The sequence below is a fragment of the Marinobacter sp. B-21 genome (assembly GCF_056857895.1).
The window spans coordinates 173,524-195,216 of record NZ_JBSXNZ010000085.1 but is presented as its reverse complement, the minus strand read 5'-3'; the positions used below and the strand labels follow the sequence as shown (position 1 = coordinate 195,216).

Below are 21,693 nucleotides of genomic sequence, written 5' to 3'. Positions count from 1 at the left end.
CCGGGGCTGCCGGGACTGAATTAACACAGTTATCCGCGTCCGGATCATCTATTCTTAACAGGGAAGTTTTCCGCACCTGCGTGCGGACAAAGCAATAATTCAGGAACACAGTATGCGACGTTGGGGCATTCGCAAGAAAGTTTTGGTGGTAACCCTGGTTCCCACCCTTCTGACCACCTTGATGCTGGGGCTGTTTTTCACCTACAGCTGGGTCACCGATATTGAGAGTCTGCTCAGGGACCGGGGTGAATCTCTGTCACGCCAGTTGGCGGCAGGGTCGGAGTACGGTTTGTTCACCGCTAACCGGAGCCTGCTCAGCAATCTCTCCAATGCCCTTCTCGAAGAACAGGATGTCCGCTCAATCACCTTCTTTGGCAGTGACGGCTCACGACTGCTGCATACCGGGCCTGGCAGTTCCGAGACCGTGAACAGCGAAGAGCTGACCGCCGAACGTGCCACACGAATTTCCCGGGAGAACAGCACCCGCTTTATTACCCCCGTCTTCCTTCAGGATCTGATGATCGAGAGCATGATGGACCCGGATGCCCGCCAGTCCATGTCCGGCCTGCGGGAGCCCCTGGGCTGGGTCGTCGTGGAGATGTCCCACATCCGTACCGAGAAGGAGACCTACAAGGCTCTGCTGATCTCCCTGCTGCTGGTTCTGGGCGGCGTCATCCTCAGTATGGCGATTGCCCTGAGGCTCAGCCGGGCCTTCACCAATCCGGTGTTTGAACTGAATGCAGCCGTTGCCAAACTCAAGGAAGGAAGGCTGGACACCCGTATCCATACCGGAGCCGGCCCTGAATTCGAGCAGCTCGAATCCGGGCTCAATGCCATGGCTGAAGAGCTGAGCAAAGCCCAGGCCGAGATGCAGCAGAATGTCGACCAGGCTACCGGGGACCTGCGTGAGACCCTGGAAACCATCGAGATCCAGAATATTGAACTGGACTTCGCACGGAAGGAGGCCCTGGAAGCCAGCCGGATCAAGTCGGAATTTCTGGCCAATATGTCCCACGAAATCCGCACCCCCCTCAATGGCATTATCGGCTTCACCGAACTGTTGCTGAAAAGCCCGCTGCCAAGGCAGCAGAGGGACCATCTGAGCACCATCCGCAAGTCTTCTGAAATACTGCTCACCATCATCAACGACATTCTGGACTTCTCCAAGATCGAGGCCGGCAAACTGATACTCGACCGTGTACCCTTCCAGTTAAGGGACATTGTCGAAGAGGTCATGGTCATGCTCGCGCCCGCGGCCCACGCCAAAAACCTGGACCTGGTGCCTCTGGTCTATAACGATGTGCCGGACAACATCATGGGCGACCCGTTGCGAGTCAAACAGGTCATCACCAACCTGGTGAATAACGCCATCAAGTTTACCCAGACGGGTGAAGTGGTGCTCCGCGCAAGCCTGGAAGAAGAAGAGAAAGACACCAATCGGGTCACCCTCCGCCTGAGCATTTCCGATTCCGGCGTGGGCCTTTCCCGGGCCCAGCAGCAGTCCCTGTTCAATGCCTTCAGCCAGGCAGACGCGTCCACTGCCCGCCAGTATGGCGGTACCGGTCTCGGCCTGGCCATCTCCAAACGGCTGGTGGAGGAGATGGGCGGCAGGATCGGCCTTGAGAGCGAACTGGGCAAGGGCTCAACCTTCTGGTTTACCCTGACATCGGAGCTGGCAACCAGTGGTGAAGCCATCGCGCCGAGGGATGCGCTGCAAGGTGAGCGGGTTATCTACCTTGAACAACAGAAGACCACGGGCCTGGCGGTAGAACACCTGTTACGGGACTGGGGCATGGTGGTTGACCGGGTGGAATCCCCGGGTGCCCTGCAGGAGCAGATTGAGGAAGCCCAGAAAAGCCAGACCGGTTATGCCGCGGCCATCGTTGGTATTACCCGCCATCTGCTCAATTCCAGCCAGTACTGCGGGCTTGTACGCACCCTGGAAATCGAACGGGATTGCCGGACCCTGCTGCTGACACCAACGCTCGAAACCCATGACACCCCGCTCTCCGGGCTGGCCAGTGGCCACCTGACCAAACCGGTGTGCCGGGACGCCCTGTACGACGAGCTATTGCTTCTGGTGCATGGCATCAACTCGGCGGGACGCACCACTGTGGAATATGAAACTGGCGGCCATCGGCTGTCCACTGGCAACGTACCCAGGGTACTCGCCGTGGATGACAACGACGCCAACCTGAAACTGGTCCTTACCCTGCTCGAAGACTGCCAGCTCGAAGCCGAAGGCGCCTCCAGCGGATTTGAAGCCCTCAGCAAGGCCAGACAAAAACCCTTCGACCTGGTATTCATGGACCTTCAGATGCCTGGAATGGATGGCGTGGAGACGACAGCCAGATTACGGGAGATGGATACCGGGAGTCCCCGCACGCCGATCATTGCGCTCACAGCGCATGCTCTTGCCGACGAACAGCAAAGGCTGACCAGGCAGGGATTCGACGGCTATATGCCGAAACCCATCAGCAGCAGCCAGCTCACCGAAATTATTCACGAGTACACCGGCTATGTCTGCCCGGGCATGGCCGGCCCGGGGCGCACCCGGATACCGGAAGTCCGGGACACCCGCCGCGCCCTGCGTCCGTCAACGCGCCAGATGCAACAGGACTGCGTGAGTGTTGATGAGAGCATTCAGTTGGCGGCTGGCAAAGCTGACCTGGCCGAGGAACTGTTCAGTATGCTGCTGGAGCAGGTCCACGTAGATCTGGAGCGGGTATCAGAACTCTGGGTAAATCAGAGCATGGATGAGCTGCTGGAGTGTGTTCACAAGCTCCATGGCGCTACCCGCTACTGCGGTGTTCCGGAACTCCGGGCCGCGGCCAATCGGCTGGAAACAGCCATCAAGTGCTCCGCACCCGATCTGGAACACCGGAAAGACCAGCTGCTTTCCGCCATGGAGCGCCTGCAGATCTGGAGCGAACAGACCGACTGGCAGCAGCTGTTTCGCGAACGGCACCAGGCGGCTGAAACCTCTTGATCAGGCCCGGCTCCGGGCCTGATCAAGAATGGCTTTCATGTCGCGGACAGCCTCTTTCAGGCCGGCAAAGACGGCCCGGGCGATAATGGCATGGCCAATATTCAGCTCGTTGATGCCCTGAATAGCCGCCACCCGCTCGGTGTTGTGATAGTGCAGGCCATGGCCCGCATTCACAATCAGCCCCTTCTTGCGCGCGTAGGCGGCGGCCTCGGCGATAGTCCTGAAGGTGGCATCCTCGGCCTCGGCAGTGCCGGCTTCCGCATATTCGCCCGTATGCAGCTCCACCACCGGGGCGCCACAGCGAACCGCAGCATCAATTTGCACCGGATCTGGAGCAATAAAAAGTGACACCTCGGCGCCGATCCGGGCGAGGCGCTCACAGGCCTTCGCCACCCTGGTTTCCTGGCCATCGACATCGAGGCCGCCCTCGGTGGTCAGCTCTTCCCGCTTTTCAGGCACCAGACAAACACACTCCGGCCGCACCTGCTCGGCAAACGCCAGCATGGCATCGGTAACGGCCATTTCAAGGTTCATCCTGGTCTGCAGTACTTCTTTCAGGAGCAGCACGTCCCGGTCCTGGATATGGCGCCGGTCTTCCCTCGGATGGATGGTGATGCCATCAGCACCCGCCTCCTCGGCCATCAGCGCCGCCTGTACCGGGTCCGGATACCGGGTCCCCCTCGCCTGCCGGAGGGTGGCAACGTGATCAATATTGACGCCAAGCAAAACTCTAGGATTCATGTGATTCTCCCCGAAGGTGAGTGAAAAGGCTGCGACTGTTCAGGGGCCGCCCCTGCAGAAGGTAGTCGGTGAGCACGCGCATAACCCGCTTGGACACCCGGCGGCAGGCGCCGGATTCGAAATCCTCCCGGGCCAGGGCCAATAACACGTCCCCCGGCAGATTTTGCAGGCGTACTCCGGGCGAGCCCCCGGACACAATGCCCTGTTCCGGATCATAACAATACTGCTGGCCGGCCTCGATGGATTGCCCCGTGTCAGTGGCGACATCCCAGGCAAAGTCGTAGCCCAGGGCCGAAGCAAACGCCAGTTCGAACCGACGGAGCACCGGCTCGACGTCGGTTGTGCCGGAGAGCTGGTCGATGGCATCGATATAGGCCGCAAACAGGGTCGGGTGTGGATCAGCAGCCGGAAGAACCCGCTGCAGCAGCTCATTCAGGTAAAGTCCGCTGTACAGGGAAATAGTCCGCCTCAACGCCGGGCCACTGCGCACATCAACCTCGGTAAGCGTTTTCAGGTCGCCCCGACCGACCCAGTTCATAACCAACGGCTGGAACGGCTGGAGCTGGGCTTTCAGGGGACTTTTGGTGCTGTTGGCGCCCCTGGCGATCACGGTCATACGGCCGTGATTCAGGGTGAACACATCAACCATAAGGCTGGTTTCCCGCCATGGGCGGCGGTGAAGGACATAGGCGGGCTCCTGCAACTCAGGCCCTGTCATACCCGCCTCAGAGGTCGTTCATGCCCAGGCTCTTGAGGGCCCGGTCGCTGTCTGCCCAGCCACGCTTTACCTTCACCCAGAGCCGCAGCATGATTTTGCTGTCAAACATACGCTCCATATCGGCACGCGCCTCCTGGCCGATACGGCGCATCCGCTCGCCCCTGTCGCCGATCATGATCTTTTTCTGCCCTTCACGTTCTACCAGAATGAGCGCAGAGATGTGAAGGGTCCTGCCCTCGCGCCTGAACTCCTCAATCTCTACCGCCACCGAGTACGGCAGCTCCGCACCCAGTTGGCGGGTGATCTTTTCCCGGACAATTTCCGAAGCAAGAAAGCGCTCGCTGCGATCGGTGATCTGGTCATCGGGATAGAAATGGATGCTCTCCGGCAGGTAACGCCCGACGGCCTCTTCCAGAGGCTGCAGATTGGTCTCCTTCAGGGCGGAAAGCGGAATGATCTCGGCAAACTCGCGCTTTTTTGAGAGCATGTCCAGGTGAGGCAGCAGGCTTTCCCGCTTTCCGATCTTGTCGACCTTGTTGACCGCCAGGATAACCGGGCATTTCAGCGTGCTGAGTTTCTCCAGCACCAGCTCATCGGCGGTGGTCCAGGCCAGCTGATCCACCACGAACACCACCACATCCACGTCAATCAATGCCGACGTGGCCGCCTTGTTCATATAGCGGTTCAGGGCCCGGGGCTCATCTTCATGCATGCCCGGCGTATCCACATAAATCGCCTGGACCGGCCCGACGGTCTTGATGCCAAGCACCTGATGCCGCGTGGTCTGGGGCTTGCGGGAGGTAATGCTCAGTTTCTGCCCGAGAATGTGATTCAGCAACGTGGATTTACCCACGTTCGGACGACCGACGATGGCCACAAAACCGCAGCGACTGTCCGGGTTCTCAGGACGGGTGATATCGTTCATTACTGGTTCTCCACGCCCAGTTCTTTCAGGGCGTTACGGGCCGCCTGCTGCTCCGCCACGCGGCGGCTGCTGCCGGTCCCGGTGGTTTTTCGGTCCAGCGAAGGCAACGCACAGGATACGTGAAAGGTTTGGTTGTGGGCTTCGCCGTCCACGGAAATCACATCATACAGCGGCAGCGGAAACTGCCGGGACTGAAGGTACTCCTGCAGACGGGTTTTCGGGTCTTTCTGGGTGTCCTGAAGATCCAGTTTTTCCAGGCGGTGTTCGAACCAGCGCAGCACCTGCTCACGGCAGGTGTGGAAATCGCTGTCCAGATAGATGGCACCAATGATGGACTCCACCGCATCGGCCAAAATCGATTCCCGCCGGAACCCCCCGCTTTTCAGTTCCCCGGACCCCAGACGCAGGTAATTACCGAGCTGGAACTCCCGGCCGATTTCCGCCAGTGTGACGCCTTTGACCATGCGGGCACGAAGCCGGCTCAGCTGCCCTTCCCGGGCTTTTTCAAAATGACGGAACAGGTATTCGGCAATGACCATGTTCACAATGGAATCACCGAGGAACTCAAGGCGCTCGTTATTCTGGTTCCCGTAACTCCGGTGGGTAAGCGCCAGCAAAAGCCGCTCAGGCGATTGGAACTGATAGCCGATGCGGCGCTGCAACTGATCCAGATCCGGTTGTGAACTCACTTGCCCTTCATCTCATATTCATGCTTGAAGTGGACGACGGTATCCACGTTACTGAACAGGTTATTGCGCACTTCGTAATCAACATTGATCACAACGAACTCGCCGTTTTTCTCGACGGTGATATTCTTGGCATCAAAGCCCCGGACATTGTTCACACTTAGGCGCTTGTTAATCAGCGTGCGAACCTGAGCAGCCCCCATCTCCGACAGGCCCTCGGTACCATCAAGGCTTTCCAGCGCTTCCTGGATGGTAATGTCGTCCAGGTAAATGGGACCGAGCTTGATCACCAGAGTCAGCAAACCACCAAAAAACAGCACCATGACCATCATCGTCAATGCCGAGGCACCCCTTTGACGGCCCATGCCGGAAAGATTGTTTTTCTTCATTATGCCTGCACTCCAGATAGTCCGAGTTACTCGATTCCGCCCACACGATCAAAGGATGGCAGACTGGTAAGGGATTTCCAGTGCATCCAGATTGCAAAGGCCTTGCCGACTACCAGCTCATCAGGGACCATGCCCCAGTAGCGGCTGTCGTTGCTGTTGTCACGATTATCGCCCATGACAAAGTAGTGGCCCTCGGGCACCTGCCATTCCCCTTCACCACTTCCACCGGGGCGGCCCAGGGTCAGGTAGATGTCGTGTTCAACCTCACCCAGATCTTCCCGGCGCAACTCCACAGGGGGCAGTCTTGCAACAAATCGGCTCTCCACAGGCTCGCCATTGATAAACAGCTGTTTGTCTTTGTAACGAATGCGGTCACCTGGCTCGCCAATGACCCGTTTTATGTAGTTGGTCTCACCATCTTTCGGGTACTTGAACACCATTACATCGCCCCGCCGAGGATCGTCAACGGTAAGGACTTTGGTGCCCGCGACGGGCAACCGAAGCCCGTAAGCGTATTTGTTCACCAGAATAAAATCCCCGACCTCAAGCGTTGGCAGCATGGAGCCGGACGGAATCTGGAATGGTTCCACCAGAAAGGACCGAAGGACCAGTACAATCGCCAGCACCGGGAAAAAGGAGCGGCTGAGATCAACCAGGTAGGGCTCTTTGGGCTCTTCTTCCTCGACGGCTGAGCCGCCTGCGGCATTGCCACTGGCACGGGAACCAGCGAGGCGACGCTCTCGAAGAAACAGCTTGTCCGCCAGCCAGATCAAACCCGTTGCGAAGGTCAGTACTACCAGAACCAGGGGAAAATCGATATCCATCCAGGGGCCTTTTAGTTATCCACTTTCAGTACGGCAAGAAACGCTTCCTGAGGCACCTCGACATTGCCCAGCTGCTTCATACGCTTTTTACCTTCTTTCTGCTTCTGCAGCAGTTTCTTCTTCCGGCTGACGTCGCCACCATAACACTTGGCGGTTACATTCTTGCGCAGCGCCTTCACCGTAACCCGCGATACTACCTGGTTTCCGATGGCGGCCTGAATGGCAATATCAAACATCTGCCGAGGAATCAGTTCCTTCATTTTCTCGATCAGCTGACGCCCCTTACGATGCGCCTGCTCCTTATGAACAATCAGTGCCAGCGCATCCACGCGCTCACCGTTGATCAGCACATCCAGCCGCACCAGACTGGCTTGCTGGAAACGGGTGAAATGGTAATCCAGTGACGCAAAACCACGGCTGGCAGACTTGATCCGGTCGAAAAAATCCATCACCACTTCCGCCATGGGCAGCTCATAGGTCAGCTGAACCTGGGTTGACATGAAGTGCATGTTCTTCTGAACGCCCCGCTTCTCCTCACACAGGGCAATCACGTTACCGAGGTGCTCCTGGGGCACCAGAATGTTCGCTTCCACCATCGGCTCTCGCATTTCTTCAATAGAACCAATATCCGGAAGGCTTGAGGGATTGTCCACCGACAAGATCTCACCCTGTTTGGTAACCACCTCATAGATCACCGTGGGAGCGGTGGTAATCAGGTCGATATCGTATTCCCGTTCCAGCCGCTCCTGGATGATTTCCATGTGCAACATACCGAGAAAACCGCACCGGAAACCAAAACCAAGGGCGTCTGAGCTCTCTGGCTCGAAGAACAGGGAGGCGTCATTCAGGGTCAGTTTCTCCAGCGCATCCCGGAAATCGTTGTAGTCGTCCGCGCTCACCGGGAACAGACCGGCGTATACCTGCGGCTTGACCTTCTTGAAACCGGGCAGCATGGGTGTTTCAGCAGCGAACTTCTGGTGCACGATGGTATCGCCGACCGGCGCACCATGAATATCCTTGATACCGGCAACGACAAAGCCGACGTCGCCGGCTTCCAGCACGTCGGTATCGGTTGGCTTGGGATTGAATATCCCGACCTTGTCCGCGTTCCAGGCTTTGCCGGTGGATTTGATGACGATCCTGTCGCCCTTTTTCAGGGTTCCTTCAGTCACCCTGACCAGGGATACAACACCCAGGTAATTATCGAACCACGAATCAATGATCAGCGCTTGCAGAGGCGCGCTGCGATCGCCTTTGGGGGGCGGAATCTTTTTGATCAGGTCTTCCAGCACATCGTCAACGCCCATGCCGCTTTTGGCGCTGCAACGCACTGCCTCAGACGCCTCGATACCAATGATGTCTTCAATTTCCGCAGCCACCCGCTCCGGCTCGGCCTGGGGCAGATCCATTTTGTTCAGGACCGGCACCACTTCCAGTCCCTGTTCAATGGCGGTATAGCAGTTGGCCACCGACTGGGCTTCCACACCCTGCCCGGCGTCCACCACCAGCAACGCCCCTTCGCAGGCGTAAAGCGAGCGTGACACTTCGTAGGAGAAATCCACATGCCCCGGGGTGTCGATAAAATTCAGCTTGTATTCCTGACCATCCCGGGCTGTGTAATTGAGCGTGACACTCTGGGCCTTGATGGTAATCCCTCGCTCACGCTCAAGATCCATGGAGTCCAGGACCTGTTCGGCCATTTCACGGTCGGTCAGGCCACCACAGATCTGGATGAAACGGTCTGCAAGCGTGGATTTACCGTGGTCGATGTGGGCGATAATGGAAAAGTTACGGATTCGGCTCAGTTCAGTCACAGACAATGAATACTCAGTTAAGACGAAGGATTGAGCCCGGAGAGGCCGCTACCCGGTTCCGGGAACGGCGTGATTTTACCGGTTACCGGCCGCCATTGCCATGATCAGGAAATCAGCGGCCTTTCATACTGCCGGACCAGGAAGCCGATCAGGGCATCCTCGTCCAGAGGGTAGCTGAACAGGTTACCCTGACACTGGGCGCAGCCGTGGGATTTCAGGAAACTCAGCTGCTGCGGGGTTTCCACTCCTTCGGCCACCACCGTGAGGTGGAGTTTGCGGGCCAGGGCAATAACCGCGGAGGCAACATCGGTGGCGCTTACGTTGTAGGGGATATCGCGAATAAACCGGTGGTCTATCTTGATCACATCCAGCGGCAGCTGTTGCAACGCAACCAGCGAACAGGAGCCGGTGCCGAAATCGTCGAGAATCAGGCACACGCCCAGATCGTGGAGCGAAACCAGCAGCTCGCGCAGCATTCTCGGGTCTTCATTGAGAAGCCCGGCCGGCATTTCCAGCTCCAGTCGCTCGGGCGACACGCCTGTCTCGGTAATGACCTGCCGGATCATATCCAGAAAGCCGGAGTCAGTCAGCTGGCGCACCGACAGATTCACCGCCATCTTCAGGGACTCAAATCCGGCCCGTTCGAGAGCCTGAACCTGGATACAGGCCTGGCGAAGTGCCATCTCGCCGAGGCGCACAATCAGCCCCGTTTCCTCCGCCAGCGCGATGAACTGCTGGGCCGATACCAGCCCTTTATCCGGATGGTGCCAGCGCAGGAATGCCTCCACCCCGATCACCCGTTCGCTGGCCAGATCAATCTTGGGCTGGTAGTGCAGCACGAAGCGTTCGCCATCCAGAGCCGTTGCCAGCTCCTCCTGCTGGAGCAGCCTCCGGGCAGCCTTGATATTCATCGCGGGCGTGAAGAACTGGAAGGTATTCCGACCCAGTTCCTTGGCCCGGTACATGGCCAGGTCGGCATACTTCATCAGGGTTCCGGCATCCTCACTGTCGTGGGGAACCATGGTAATGCCGATACTGACGGTGATTCCGACCTCATGATCGTTAAGACGGATGCGCTGGCACAGGCTGCGCAAAATGGTCTCTGCCACCTTGCCTGCGGCGTCCGGACCGCTGATCCGGGACAGCAGGACAACAAATTCGTCGCCCCCCAGCCGGGCGACCGAATCCTCTTCGCGAACGCAACCCACCAGCCATTGGGCCACCTGGCACAGCAGCTCGTCACCCGAATCATGCCCGAGGGTATCGTTGATGCGTTTGAATCCGTCCAGATCCAGGAACATCAGGGCGGCCGGCTCCCCGCTCCGGCGACTGCGGCTCACCACATGGTTGAGACGATCCCGAAAAAGCTGCCGGTTTGCCAGCCCTGTCAGCGGGTCGTAGAACGCCAGGCGGTGCAGCTCGGACCGGGCAGCCTTCAGCTGCGTCAGATCACGGAGGCTCAGGACAACGCCGTTAACACCGGGCACAGACAGCATGGCTGTGAACGTGCCTTCCATATCCCGCCACCGGCCCTCGGCATCGCGAATCCGGATACGGATAACCGGCATCTGCTTGCCCGGTGCGCTCACGGAATCGTCAAAGCCCTTTTGCAACTGGGGCCAGTCATCCCCATGAACCAGCTCTTCAAAATTCAGGGCCTGCACCTGGTCCGGCTCAAAACCAAGAATGTCCAGGCTCGACGGACTGGCATAAAGAGCCTGCCCAGTGCGGTCCATTACCAGCGTGACGTTGGCAGCCCCTTCGGTAATGGCCCGGTAGCGTCCGGCACTGATCTGGGCCATCAGCCGTGAGCGGATGAGAGCCAGTACGAACAGGAACAACAGTCCGCTGATAACCAGGCCTGCTCCAAGCACAATGGGCGGCCGCGGATCCGATGCCAGAAAATCGAACGCCGGGGTGGACCGGGTCTGCAGTAACCAGTCACGCCCCCCTTGGCTGATCGTCTGGCTCATCTCGAAACTGAATTCGTTATCAAGCGAACCCAGGTTGGAGCCGTACATCAGATTCTGCCGCTCCGCGACCCCCGCGTCATAGATCCGGACATCAAGAAACGGCGATATCAGACCAACAATCCCGTCAATCAGGTTGTTCATGCGAAACGCACTGAACACATAACCCGCCAGCATCATGCGGCGCTCGGCTCGGATCCCGGGAACTTCGCCGCCCTGAAAAACGGGGTAATACATCAGAAAGCTTGCCTGGTCCTTCCCGAGCTCCTCCTGAACCAGTACGACTTTCGCGGTTATGGTGGGGACGGCGTCATCACGGGCCCGTTCCATGGCCCGGCGATGGACCGGATCACTGAAGGCATCGTAGCCCAGGGCGCGGCGATTCCGCTCGGTTCCCGGTTCCAGATAGACCATGGGGTAGTAATAGGGACCGCTTCCAAGCGGCTTCACCAGGTAGTTGTGAACACCCTCAGCCCGAACGGATGAAATATGATCGGCCATCTGCCGCACGCCAATACGACGGACATAGCCAATACCCTGAATACCGGGGTAATAACGGTTGATATCAACCTTGTCGACGTATTCCCGCCACTGGTCCCGGGACACATCGCCGGCCACGGCGAAAAGCCCGGCGCTTCCGGCCAGTACCTGCTCATAGTTCAGGAGGCGCTCTTCGATGGCCGATTTCAACTGCAGTGACTGGGTGCGGAATCTGGCTTCGGTGCGGTCTTCAACAAGCCTGATTGAGACCTGCCAAAGCAGGATAGTGACGGCTACCGCCACTGCAAAAATCAGCCACGCGACCCAGGCATTACGAAATTCCAGCAGCTTGCGGAGGGAGAGTTCCTGTCTGTTTATCATGGGTTCTGGTCCGTTCCGTGGCCACTCATTTATATTTATGACAGCGAGTATAACAAAAGCCCCCGGGTGTGTCGTTTTCAACACATCCGGGGGCTTTCAGAGACTGCCTGGTGCTCAGTGACTCAGGGTCAGGGCTTCATCACCAGGTACAGCGCGCGACCCTGCCGCACCACTCTCACCGACACTGCCTTGTCGTCAGGCAACGCCCGGACCACCTCACGAAAATCTGCAACGGAGGCAACCTTCTTGCGGTTGATTTCAGTGATTACGTCTCTCGGCCGGATGCCGGCTTCATAAGCGGCGCCACGGGCGACATCGGCAACAATCACCCCACCATCAACACCGAGGGAATCGGCAAGATCCGCCGGCAGAGGCTCCACCCTCATACCCAGAGGTGCAGAGGATGGGCCGCCACTGCCACCCGAAGGAACTACCGCCTGCTCGCTTCCTTCCTCGGGCAGCCGGCCGATTTCGACACCCAGTTCAATGACTTCGCCACCACGGAGCACCCTGAGATTGGCCGTTTCACCGACCGGAGTGCGACCCACCATTGGCGGCAAGTCCGAGGAAAGCTCAACGGGTTCACCGTCGTAATTAAGCACGATATCGCCCGCCTGCAGGCCCGCCTGTTGCGCCGGAGAGTCTGCCATGACTTCGGCAATCAGTGCGCCTCTTGGCCGTTCAAGGCCGAAGGACTCCGCCAGATCACGATTCACTTCCTGAATCAATACACCCAGCCAGCCGCGGGAAACGACGCCCTTGTCGCGCAACTGGCGGAAAACGTTCATGGCATCGTCAATGGGGATGGCAAAAGAGACGCCCATAAAACCACCGGAGCGGGTGTAGATCTGGGAATTGATGCCGACCACTTCACCGTCCAGATTGAACAGAGGGCCACCGGAATTGCCCGGATTAATGGCAACGTCGGTCTGGATGAAGGGAACATAATTCTCAGACGGCAGTGAACGACCCAGGGCGCTGACGATTCCAGCGGTCACCGTATAATCGAAACCGAACGGAGACCCGATTGCAAACACCCATTCACCGACTTTCAACTCGCTCGAGCGGCCTATTTTCACCACGGGCAAATCTTCACCATTCTCGATTTTCAGAACCGCCATGTCGGAACGTGGATCTGTCCCCACCAGTGTTGCCGGCAGCTCCCTCCGGTCATTCAGGCGAACAATGATTTCATCGGCACCTTCAACCACATGGTTGTTGGTGAGTACGTAGCCATCCTCAGACACAATAAAACCGGAGCCCATGGACCGGCGAGGCTGGGAGTTCCCCGGAGCACCACCAAAGGGAGACTGGGGGCCGCGGAAAAAGTCCTGGAAAAATTCAGGCATCTGTTCGAGCTGGCGCTCGTCAAACGGCATACCCCGCGCGTTCCCCGCCTTGGGCGCACTGGTCGTGCTTATATTGACCACAGCGCCCGCGTTATCTTCAACAAGCTCGGTAAAATCGGGCAAACCCTGAGCCAACCCTGCCTGACTCCAACCCGTCAGCACAATGACGGACAGCACCAATAGCAGAATGGCCAGTGCGCCACCGGACTGAAAATTCCGGGACTGCGGGGCAACTTCTGTTGTTCTCGACATGTTGTACTCCCTGGTGTAGCAAAGACCTTGCAGTAGTTTTCGGGTCAAGACACCGAATTTCAACTTAAAAAACGGTAGGATTTATAGACAGTTTTGGGAGAAAATCCGGTTAACCCGAACCAACCGGGGCTCGTAGTCCGTTGTGCCGGGACGCTGCAGTTTGCGTACAACCACAAAACCCAGGGCCAGGCCACCTGCGGCGGCCAGCATGGCGGCACTGTCCTGCCCACCAGACAAATGGTGGCCAAGAACACTCGCCACCACCATCAGAATCAGCGGGATCCCATAGACTACCAGCGAGGCACCAAGCAGCGCCCGCTCATCAATTCCGATGGTGACCTCATCCCCGACCCGGGCGTTAATTGTGTTCGTCACCAGAATCTGATTCGCCCGCCCCCCGGTTGCGGCTGCCAGCACTTTCTGCCCGCAACCATTACGGGCAGCACAGCTCTGACACGCACTGGCGCGGATGGTCCGAACCCAGACACGGTCGCCCTTGAGCGCAACAACTTTCCCCGTTTCCGTAATCATGACCCACCTGCACCAAGTGCCAATGCGTTCTCGATCCGGACGGATTCAGCAACCTGGCGAGCGGTTTGTGGCGGCAATTCACCGACAACAGTGACCAGAAATGCTCTGCCCTCATCCCAGACCTTGCGCATATAGACTGTCGTGGCACCGATCCGGGAGGCGCCGGTGGGCATGTTTACCGCGCCAGCGGGCTCAACAAAGACCGAAAACGCCGCCAGGCCGTCAGAGAAAGCAACCGCCTTCCCCTTGCCAGAACGCGGAGCCGCGGCCGGCACGAAACCGTCCGGTCGCCAGCCAAGCTGCCAGCCATCCATGCGCTGAACAGTCGATGCCTGAGGCGCCGAGCCCTCGAGCGTCCTCGAAATTTCACGGCCACGGGTGCGAATTTCAAACTCACTGTCGGGGATGTTTTCGCCGATCTGCAAACTGGTGAACTGGAAATGCTCCAGAACCTCGCCCTCGGCATTGCGCACATGACTCTTTAACAGAAGCCCCGTGGACTTCTCCAGCCACAACCGGTGACTGTAGCGGTAGGGATCTTTCGCACGAAGGGCCACCGTCACCACATCGTAACCCGCGACCCGATCCTCACCCTTCATTTCAGCACGATACCAGCGGCTCACTGGCACCAACTGGCTGGTAAACGCCTCGGCGAAAGGACCGGATGGGATAACCTGATCAAGTTTGATGCGGCCCCTTTCGGGAAGCACGCAGACCACGTTCATTCCCTTGCGGACAATTTCGCCGCTGCCGCCGTCCTGCAGAACCAACCGCTCCTCGACAACACCGTCATTGTAACGGTGCGCAATCTGCATTGAATGCACGCGGTCACCCCGGGCGTACACGAAAACGCCGCGATAGGAGGTCATGTTCAGAGCCGGACCGAGGCGTTCGAGCCAGGCCGCTGCTTCCTCTTCATCGGCAGCCGCCGCCGGCACTGGGCCGGTAAGCAAGACCACCAGGGCCATCAGCAATGACAGTGACCGATTCCGGGAAACAGCACTCAGGGCTTTGCGTATGATCACACTCACTCCAGGGATCAGTAACCGTTGCCATTGGCGCTGACCAGGCGGGCATAGCCGACGGCTCCCTGACCGGCGCCGACACTGTTGTGCTGCGCGTGTTCCAGCAAATAACGACTCATGTACTCCCACTGCTCATCATCCAGACCCTGCAGTGCAATCTCCCTGACCGGCTGGTCCGGTGCCGGCACCTCTGGCGCAGCAGAAGTCGCTGGCTGGGCAGGCCCGACATCAGAAGAATCCCAACCTGCGCCAGCGCCAAAACCAACGAGCAGCGCCGTGGCAACCATGGCCACGGCAGGCCAGTGCCAGCGGCGAACATTCGTGTTCGGCCGCAGGACCTGGGACCGCGCCGAAGCGGACGTTCGGCCATCGAGCAATTCACGCACAGCAACACTCACATCCACTCCATGGGCCGGTGAGTGGCCGTCATGCAGAAGATCCCGAACGTCCTGCCATCGCTGCCACTGGGCCCGGACCTCATCCTGGCTACCGTGTGACAACAGGCGACGTACCGACAGTTCGTCAGCTTCGTCGTCCATCATGGCGGACAGTGTTTCTCTGAGACGATCATCCATGGGATGCAACCTCAATTACGTGACCGAGTGGTTGAGCAAAGGTCCGAGATGACGATCAACCGCATCCCGGGCCCTGAAAATTCGTGAACGCACGGTACCGATGGGGCACTCCAGTATCCCGGCAATATCTTCATAACTGAGGCCGTCATATTCCCGTAGCAAAAACGCCGAACGCAGTTCTTCCGGCAACTGGGCAATGGCCTTGGTCAACTCCTTCTGGAGCTGTTCCCTCTGCAGCAGCCGTTCCGGTGAAGCGGTATCCCGAAGCCTCGAGCCTTCATCAAAATTCTCCGCTTCAGCCGAATCGGCACTGCCCTGGGGACGCCGCCCCCGGGATTCCAGATAGTTCTTGGCAGTATTCACGGCAATCCGGTAAAGCCAGGTATAGAAGGCGCTGTCACCACGGAAGCGTTCGATCGCCCGGAATACCTTAACGAAGGTTTCCTGGGTCAGATCCATGACTTCCTGGCTATCGTAAACGTAACGGCTGATGATAGACGCAACCCTGGACTGATACTTGACTACCAGCAGGTCGAACGCGGCACGGTCACCGCTCTTGACCTTGCGCACCAACTGCAGGTCTGTCTGGCTGTCGGGGTGCTCACCCTGTTGCTTGTCTTTATCAGGAGTCATGGACTGTTTGCCGGGGTTCCCTGATTTGACGGCCAGCTGTCCGGCCTGTACCAAGTATCGTTGCGTCATTGATGCTATCCGGCGTCCGTTCATGAAACGGGTGCGCCACCTGCCGGGCGGCTCACCCTGTCAGGCCAAATAGACAGCAAGCGTAAAGTTTAGTTCAATACACGTCCACATTATGGCCTGCGATAACGACCCGATGCCACAGTCCTGCGAATACGATGTTCTTATTATCGGCAGTGGTGCTGCCGGCCTGACCGTTGCTCTCAATCTGCCAGAGCACCTGAAAGTATGCGTGGTGAGCAAGGCCGAGATCAGCAGCGGCGCCACCCTCTGGGCCCAGGGAGGTATTGCGGCGGTACTGGATGATCAGGATTCCACAGAACACCACATCACCGACACCCTGAATGCCGGGGCCGGCCTGTGCCATGAGGATGCTGTCCGTTTCACCGTGGAGCACGGCAAGGAAAGCATCGACTGGCTGATTGATTCTGGAGTCGACTTCAGCCGGGACCAGGATGCCCACTATCACCTGACCCGGGAAGGCGGTCACAGCCACCGGCGCATCATTCACGCTGCCGATGCCACCGGTCATGCCGTCTCAACCACCCTCACATCCCAGGCCCAGGCCAGGCCCAACATCGAGCTTATGTCTGGCCGGGTCGCGGTAGACCTGATCACCAACCGGAAACTGTCGCTGCCGGGTAACCGCTGTATCGGCGCCTACATCCTGAACCTTGAGGACAACCATGTGGAGTTGTTCCGGGCCCGGTTTACCGTCATTGCCACCGGGGGCGCCTCCAAGGCCTACCGCTACACCACCAATCCGGACGGGGCATCCGGCGATGGTATCGCCATGGCATGGCGGGCCGGCTGCCGGGTGGCGAACATGGAGTTTAATCAGTTCCACCCGACCTGCCTGTATCACCCCCATGCAAAGTCCTTCCTGATCACCGAAGCAGTGCGCGGTGAAGGCGGCTTGCTGAAACTGCCCGATGGCACTCGATTCATGGACCGCTTCGATGCGCGCGGAGAACTGGCACCCCGGGACATCGTTGCCCGGGCCATTGACCATGAGATGAAACGCCTGGGTGCCGATCACCTGTACCTGGATATCAGCCACAAACCCGAAGACTTTATAAAGCACCACTTCCCGACCATTTACGAGAAGTGCCTGGGCTTTGGCATTGATATCACCAGAGAACCCATTCCCGTGGTCCCGGCCGCCCACTACACCTGCGGCGGCATTGTCAGCGACGAACGCGCCAGAACCGACATCAACCAGCTTTATGTGGTGGGCGAAGCGGCGTTCACCGGGCTCCACGGTGCCAACCGTATGGCCAGCAACTCCCTGCTGGAATGTCTGGTCTATGGGCGGGCGGCGGCGGCAGATATTACCCGGCGTGAGGCAGATATTCCGCCGCCCCCGGAAGCCCCGGACTGGGATGAAAGCCAGGTGCGCGATTCCGATGAAGACGTTGTTATTTCCCACAACTGGGACGAACTGCGCCACTTCATGTGGGACTACGTAGGAATTGTGCGGACCACCAAACGACTGCAGCGGGCCAAGCACCGGGCCGACCTGTTGTCCGCGGAAATCGGCGAGTTCTACAGCAATTACCGGGTCACCAACGACCTGCTAGAGCTGCGAAACCTGGTCACCGTATCAGACCTGATAATCTGTTCTGCACTGCAGCGCAAGGAAAGCCGTGGGCTGCACTACACACTGGATTACCCGGGACTGCTCCATGAGGTCCGTGATACCGTGCTGGTACCAACGACTTATCGCACGCTTGCGCCCTGAATCAACACCGACTTTTACAAACGATTCGATGGTAAAAACTATGTCAGAGACACCTGCATCGTCCGAAAAAGCAGAATTTAACCGCCTGTGGTGGCACAGCCGTCGCGGCATGCTTGAACTGGACAACCTCCTGATCCCCTTTGTAGAGGAGGCCTACCGGGAGCTCAACGCCGACGACCAGGCCCGCTATAAAAAACTGCTCAGCTGCGAGGATAACGACATGTTCGAATGGTTCATGCAGCGCAGCCGCCCGGAAGATCCGGACCTGCAACGGATGGTCGACATAATCCTCAATCGTGTCCAGCCGGATTGAGCTGACGCTCTCACCGTCCTGGCTGGTCGGGGTCATGGCAACTGTGCCCTGGCTGGCGCTGCTGGCATTTCTGATTGTGGCGGCCCTGGCTGGCAAAGCCTGGCTGCTGGCCGCCATTCCGGTCGTTTTGGCGGGCGCGCTGGTGCAATTTCAATGCAACGGCCTGCTCAAAGGCCGTCGCTCCGTCAAAGAATTGCTTGTAGAGCAGGACCAGCTGTATGCGAGAACCGCAGACCATCGGAAGATCCCGGTAGTTGCATCGGCGGCCAGCCGGGTCTGGTCCGGGCAGGCGCTCTTGAAACTTCGCCCTGCAGACACCAGATACCGGCCATACACGATTATCCTTCTGACATCGTCATCCGGCCGGCCCGGCAACGTTGCTGAAGAGGCATTCCGTCGCCTGAGAATGTGGCTCAGACTGGGCCGGTCCAGGCCACCATCCACATGATGCATTGATCTGGAGCACTCCATGACTGACCCAGACACACCTGTACCAGCGGTTGCAGACTTTCCTTTGCCCGGTGATGGCTGGACGGTCCTGAATAACCGGATTGTCGTGCGGATCAGCGGCCCGGGGACAGACAAGTTTCTCCAGGGCCAGTTCAGCCAGAACCTCAATGAAGTAACCGCCGGGCGCTCTCCCCGGGCGGCGGCCTCAACACCCAAAGGCCGCGCCTACTGCCTGACCCGCATGGTCAGGGCCGGAGAGGATATCCTGATGGACTTTTCCACCGATCTCGCTGACGACACCATCAGCCACCTGCGCAAGTACTTGATGCTGTTCCGGGGCACTTCCATGGACGTGATTCCGGCAGCCAGCCTTGTCGGTATTCTCGGTAACCGGGTGGCCGAGACCCTGGCGGGAAATGCCATAAACAATCTGAAGGACCCCGGGGACTCTGTCGAGCTGGATACCGGGTTCCTGGTGAGAACAGAGCCGACCGCCGAGGGCACACCCCGTTTTGAGTTCTGGCAAACCACGGGGGATGAGAACAGCCTCGACACCTCTGACCAGCGGCCCCGGGCAGACTGGTACGCCTCGGAGATCGCTGCCGGCGTCGCATCCCTCACTACCGCCACCCAGGAGTCCTTCGTTCCCCAGATGCTGAACTGGCAACACGTGGGCGGTATCCACTTCAAGAAGGGCTGCTACACCGGTCAGGAGGTTATTGCCCGGATGCACTTCCTCGGCCAACTGAAGAAGAGCCTGTTTCGTTTCCGGATTGAACAGGCCGGTGAACTCCCGGTTCCTGGCAGTGCATTGGTTGCTGGCGAGCGTTCGGTGGGCGAGGTGGTCAACTCAGTGAAATACCGTAACGGCAGTTGTGAGTTGCTGGCCGTTGTACGCCATGATGCGTGTGAAAAAAACCTTCATCCGGAAGGGCAGCCCGACGCTGTCCTTATTCCGATGCCTTTGCCCTACGTTGTACCCGAGAGGGAAAAAAGCCCACAATCAGATACATAAGTTGACAGGCAAACCCCTCGGAATTTGCTATTTTGCTATGCAGTAGCTCACATATCTGATTTTTTTAGGGTAACGACCAACACCCGTGGTCGGTATCCGGAACCAACATGCGGACCGTAACTGACCATGTCGAATATTGTCGAAACCATTAAAGCCGACCTTAATGCCGCCATCGAAAATGACAAGCTTGTGCTGCCTACCCTTCCGGAAGTGGCCCTGCAGGTACGGGACATTGCGCAATCCGAGGATTCGGCCATCGCCGACCTGGTGAAGGTGATCAGCAATGACACCGCCCTTTCCGCACGCATTATCCGGGTGTGCAACAGCCCGTTGTTCCGTGGCAGCCGGGCTATTGAAAACCTGAACATGGCGGTGAGCCGCCTCGGCATGGCCTACACCAGCAATCTGGCGATGGGCCTGGCCATGGAGCAGATGTTCCAGGCCACCTCTGACATGATCGACAAGCGGATGCGCGCCACCTGGCAGACCAGCACCGAAGTTGCCGGTGTCTGCCACGTACTGGCCCAGCACTACACCAGGCTCAAACCGGACCAGGCAACTCTCGCGGGCCTGGTTCATCTGATCGGGGTTCTGCCGATCCTGCGATACGTGGAAGATCAGGATATTCAGATCAGCAGCATCATGCTGGACAACGTGATTGAAGAGCTGCACCCGAAAATCGGGGCGACGATTCTCAAGAAGTGGGACTTCCCGATAGATCTTCAGAATGTTCCGCTGGAATACGCCCGCTTCAATCGTGAGGTTCCGGCGGCAGACTATGCCGACCTGGTGATGGTTGCCAATCTCCAGCTGGTTGCGGGCTCCGAGCACCCCTGGACGGAGATGGACTGGACGAAGGTTTCTGCTTTTGATCGTCTTGGGTTGGATCCGAATATCGACATGAGCGAGGAAGAGGATCTGAACGCCCAGATGGAAGCCGCCATGGCTCTTCTGCAGTAAATCAACCTTGGGGGCGGCTCCAGCGGGTGGGGCAGTCTCCCAAAACACGCTGTAAATACATCCCTGTACGCTCGGCTCCGCCATCCATGGCTCCGCACGGTTTTGGGAGACTGCCCCACCCGCTGGAGCTCAGGCTTTCCGGTACCGGTCGAGCAAAACTTCCTTTGAAGGCAGCTCCCACTTAACCGTGGGTTTGCCCTGCTGCTCCAACCACTCATTTGCTTTCGAGAAGTGCTTGCAACCGAAGAAGCCTCGGTAGGCGCTCAGTGGTGACGGATGCGGACCGTCCAGCACCAGGTGCTTGCTGCGGTCGATGTGCCGGCCTTTCTTTTTGGCGTAGCTCCCCCAGAGCAGGAACACCACGCCTTCCCGTTCGCGATTGATCGTTTCGATGACCTTATCGGTGAAGGTTTCCCAGCCTTTGCCCTGGTGGGCGCCGGCCTGGCCCTGGACGACGGTGAGGACGCTGTTGAGCAGTAATACGCCCTGCTCTGCCCAGGGTTGCAGGCAGCCGTGGTCCGGCGGGGTGACGCCCAGGTCGCCCTGGATTTCCTTGAAGATGTTGACCAGCGAGGGTGGGGTTGCCACGTTCGGGCGCACGGAGAAACACAGGCCATGGGCCTGGCCGGGGCCGTGGTAGGGGTCTTGCCCGAGAATGACCACCCTTACGTTATCCAGGGGCGTGCTGTTAAGGGCGTTAAAGCAGTGATGGCTGGCGGGGAACAGGACTTTGCCGGCCTGCTCCTCAGCGGCCAGGAATTCCGCCAGGCTCTGCATGTAGGGCTGGCGGAATTCTTCCGAGAGATGCTCTTTCCAGCCACGGTCGGGCCTGAGCTGGCTGGCCAGTACCTCAACCGGGCTCATGG

At 58.6% G+C, this 21,693-nt stretch carries 20 protein-coding genes; 6 read left to right on the top strand and 14 right to left on the bottom strand.

Annotated features, from left to right (window positions below):
• Positions 1–112: 112 nt before the first annotated feature.
• Positions 113–2,989, top strand: a complete 2,877-nt coding sequence (locus tag AC13C0_RS15880; protein WP_117619808.1) for an ATP-binding protein — start codon at positions 113–115, stop codon at positions 2,987–2,989.
• Here the strand turns inward: AC13C0_RS15880 and pdxJ are convergent, their stop codons facing one another.
• From pdxJ to rpoE, 13 genes are all read right to left on the bottom strand, one after another.
• Positions 2,990–3,730 carry a pyridoxine 5'-phosphate synthase gene (gene pdxJ, locus AC13C0_RS15875; RefSeq protein WP_341581430.1) on the bottom strand — a complete coding sequence of 247 codons (741 nt, stop codon included), beginning with the start codon at positions 3,728–3,730 and terminating at the stop codon, positions 2,990–2,992.
• Complete coding sequence (gene recO, locus AC13C0_RS15870; protein WP_117619806.1) at positions 3,720–4,448, bottom strand: DNA repair protein RecO; 729 nt, start codon at positions 4,446–4,448, stop codon at positions 3,720–3,722. Before recO ends, pdxJ begins: the two co-directional genes overlap by 11 nt.
• 7 nt (positions 4,449–4,455) lie before the next feature.
• Positions 4,456–5,373, bottom strand: a complete 918-nt coding sequence (gene era, locus AC13C0_RS15865; RefSeq protein WP_117619805.1) for a GTPase Era — start codon at positions 5,371–5,373, stop codon at positions 4,456–4,458.
• Complete coding sequence (rnc, locus tag AC13C0_RS15860) at positions 5,373–6,062, bottom strand: ribonuclease III (RefSeq protein ID WP_117619804.1); 690 nt, start codon at positions 6,060–6,062, stop codon at positions 5,373–5,375. The genes era and rnc overlap by 1 nt, the downstream gene beginning before the upstream one ends.
• Positions 6,059–6,448, bottom strand: coding sequence for a DUF4845 domain-containing protein (locus AC13C0_RS15855; RefSeq protein WP_117619803.1), 390 nt, complete (start codon positions 6,446–6,448; stop codon positions 6,059–6,061). Before AC13C0_RS15855 ends, rnc begins: the two co-directional genes overlap by 4 nt.
• A gap of 26 nt (positions 6,449–6,474) precedes the next feature.
• Positions 6,475–7,272, bottom strand: a complete 798-nt coding sequence (lepB, locus tag AC13C0_RS15850) for a signal peptidase I (RefSeq protein WP_117619802.1) — start codon at positions 7,270–7,272, stop codon at positions 6,475–6,477.
• An 11-nt stretch (positions 7,273–7,283) separates the two neighbouring features.
• Entirely contained in the window at positions 7,284–9,086 is a 1,803-nt protein-coding gene (gene lepA / locus AC13C0_RS15845) for a translation elongation factor 4 (protein ID WP_117620455.1), read from the bottom strand.
• A gap of 104 nt (positions 9,087–9,190) precedes the next feature.
• Positions 9,191–11,917 (bottom strand): bifunctional diguanylate cyclase/phosphodiesterase, encoded by a 2,727-nt coding sequence (locus tag AC13C0_RS15840; RefSeq protein WP_341581428.1) that lies wholly within the window; start codon positions 11,915–11,917, stop codon positions 9,191–9,193.
• Between the two features lie 128 nt (positions 11,918–12,045).
• Positions 12,046–13,518, bottom strand: a complete 1,473-nt coding sequence (locus AC13C0_RS15835) for a DegQ family serine endoprotease (protein WP_117619800.1) — start codon at positions 13,516–13,518, stop codon at positions 12,046–12,048.
• 81 nt (positions 13,519–13,599) lie between these two features.
• Entirely contained in the window at positions 13,600–14,049 is a 450-nt protein-coding gene (locus tag AC13C0_RS15830) for a SoxR reducing system RseC family protein (protein ID WP_117619799.1), read from the bottom strand.
• Positions 14,046–15,017 (bottom strand): MucB/RseB C-terminal domain-containing protein, encoded by a 972-nt coding sequence (locus AC13C0_RS15825; RefSeq protein WP_162893792.1) that lies wholly within the window; start codon positions 15,015–15,017, stop codon positions 14,046–14,048. The genes AC13C0_RS15830 and AC13C0_RS15825 overlap by 4 nt, the downstream gene beginning before the upstream one ends.
• 71 nt (positions 15,018–15,088) lie before the next feature.
• Positions 15,089–15,649: a sigma-E factor negative regulatory protein gene (locus AC13C0_RS15820; RefSeq protein WP_117619798.1), complete on the bottom strand. Its 561-nt coding sequence runs from the start codon at positions 15,647–15,649 to the stop codon at positions 15,089–15,091.
• A 15-nt stretch (positions 15,650–15,664) separates the two neighbouring features.
• Entirely contained in the window at positions 15,665–16,351 is a 687-nt protein-coding gene (rpoE, locus tag AC13C0_RS15815) for an RNA polymerase sigma factor RpoE (RefSeq protein ID WP_341581427.1), read from the bottom strand.
• Between the two features lie 133 nt (positions 16,352–16,484).
• Between rpoE and nadB the strand changes: the two genes are divergently transcribed.
• The 5 genes from nadB to AC13C0_RS15790 all read left to right on the top strand — a co-directional run bounded on the left by nadB (position 16,485) and on the right by AC13C0_RS15790 (position 20,827).
• On the top strand, positions 16,485–18,089 hold the full coding sequence (gene nadB, locus AC13C0_RS15810) for an L-aspartate oxidase (RefSeq protein ID WP_205422233.1): 1,605 nt from the start codon (positions 16,485–16,487) through the stop codon (positions 18,087–18,089).
• A gap of 40 nt (positions 18,090–18,129) precedes the next feature.
• Positions 18,130–18,402, top strand: coding sequence for an FAD assembly factor SdhE (locus AC13C0_RS15805; protein ID WP_117619796.1), 273 nt, complete (start codon positions 18,130–18,132; stop codon positions 18,400–18,402).
• Entirely contained in the window at positions 18,386–18,850 is a 465-nt protein-coding gene (locus AC13C0_RS15800; protein WP_341581426.1) for a hypothetical protein, read from the top strand. Before AC13C0_RS15805 ends, AC13C0_RS15800 begins: the two co-directional genes overlap by 17 nt.
• Positions 18,851–18,871: 21 nt before the next feature.
• Positions 18,872–19,867, top strand: a complete 996-nt coding sequence (gene ygfZ, locus AC13C0_RS15795) for a CAF17-like 4Fe-4S cluster assembly/insertion protein YgfZ (RefSeq protein ID WP_117619794.1) — start codon at positions 18,872–18,874, stop codon at positions 19,865–19,867.
• 126 nt (positions 19,868–19,993) lie between these two features.
• A complete protein-coding gene (locus tag AC13C0_RS15790) occupies positions 19,994–20,827 on the top strand; it encodes an HDOD domain-containing protein (protein ID WP_117619793.1) in 834 nt (277 codons plus the stop codon).
• 129 nt (positions 20,828–20,956) lie between these two features.
• Here the strand turns inward: AC13C0_RS15790 and ung are convergent, their stop codons facing one another.
• Positions 20,957–21,691: a uracil-DNA glycosylase gene (gene ung, locus AC13C0_RS15785; protein WP_117619792.1), complete on the bottom strand. Its 735-nt coding sequence runs from the start codon at positions 21,689–21,691 to the stop codon at positions 20,957–20,959.
• Between the last annotated feature and the right edge of the window lie 2 nt (positions 21,692–21,693).

What these genes read in the sequence shown, in the direction of transcription:
- AC13C0_RS15880 (WP_117619808.1), top strand. Translation starts at nt 113, where the DNA reads ATGCGACGTTGGGGCATTCGCAAGAAAGTTTTGGTGGTAACCCTGGTT.
- pdxJ (WP_341581430.1), bottom strand. Translation starts at nt 3,730, where the DNA reads ATGAATCCTAGAGTTTTGCTTGGCGTCAATATTGATCACGTTGCCACC.
- recO (WP_117619806.1), bottom strand. Translation starts at nt 4,448, where the DNA reads ATGACAGGGCCTGAGTTGCAGGAGCCCGCCTATGTCCTTCACCGCCGC.
- era (WP_117619805.1), bottom strand. Translation starts at nt 5,373, where the DNA reads ATGAACGATATCACCCGTCCTGAGAACCCGGACAGTCGCTGCGGTTTT.
- AC13C0_RS15855 (WP_117619803.1), bottom strand. Translation starts at nt 6,448, where the DNA reads ATGAAGAAAAACAATCTTTCCGGCATGGGCCGTCAAAGGGGTGCCTCG.
- lepB (WP_117619802.1), bottom strand. Translation starts at nt 7,272, where the DNA reads ATGGATATCGATTTTCCCCTGGTTCTGGTAGTACTGACCTTCGCAACG.
- AC13C0_RS15840 (WP_341581428.1), bottom strand. Translation starts at nt 11,917, where the DNA reads ATGATAAACAGACAGGAACTCTCCCTCCGCAAGCTGCTGGAATTTCGT.
- AC13C0_RS15835 (WP_117619800.1), bottom strand. Translation starts at nt 13,518, where the DNA reads ATGTCGAGAACAACAGAAGTTGCCCCGCAGTCCCGGAATTTTCAGTCC.
- AC13C0_RS15830 (WP_117619799.1), bottom strand. Translation starts at nt 14,049, where the DNA reads ATGATTACGGAAACGGGGAAAGTTGTTGCGCTCAAGGGCGACCGTGTC.
- AC13C0_RS15825 (WP_162893792.1), bottom strand. Translation starts at nt 15,017, where the DNA reads ATGGCCCTGGTGGTCTTGCTTACCGGCCCAGTGCCGGCGGCGGCTGCC.
- AC13C0_RS15820 (WP_117619798.1), bottom strand. Translation starts at nt 15,649, where the DNA reads ATGGATGATCGTCTCAGAGAAACACTGTCCGCCATGATGGACGACGAA.
- rpoE (WP_341581427.1), bottom strand. Translation starts at nt 16,351, where the DNA reads ATGACGCAACGATACTTGGTACAGGCCGGACAGCTGGCCGTCAAATCA.
- nadB (WP_205422233.1), top strand. Translation starts at nt 16,485, where the DNA reads ATGCCACAGTCCTGCGAATACGATGTTCTTATTATCGGCAGTGGTGCT.
- AC13C0_RS15805 (WP_117619796.1), top strand. Translation starts at nt 18,130, where the DNA reads ATGTCAGAGACACCTGCATCGTCCGAAAAAGCAGAATTTAACCGCCTG.
- ygfZ (WP_117619794.1), top strand. Translation starts at nt 18,872, where the DNA reads ATGACTGACCCAGACACACCTGTACCAGCGGTTGCAGACTTTCCTTTG.
- AC13C0_RS15790 (WP_117619793.1), top strand. Translation starts at nt 19,994, where the DNA reads ATGTCGAATATTGTCGAAACCATTAAAGCCGACCTTAATGCCGCCATC.
- ung (WP_117619792.1), bottom strand. Translation starts at nt 21,691, where the DNA reads ATGAGCCCGGTTGAGGTACTGGCCAGCCAGCTCAGGCCCGACCGTGGC.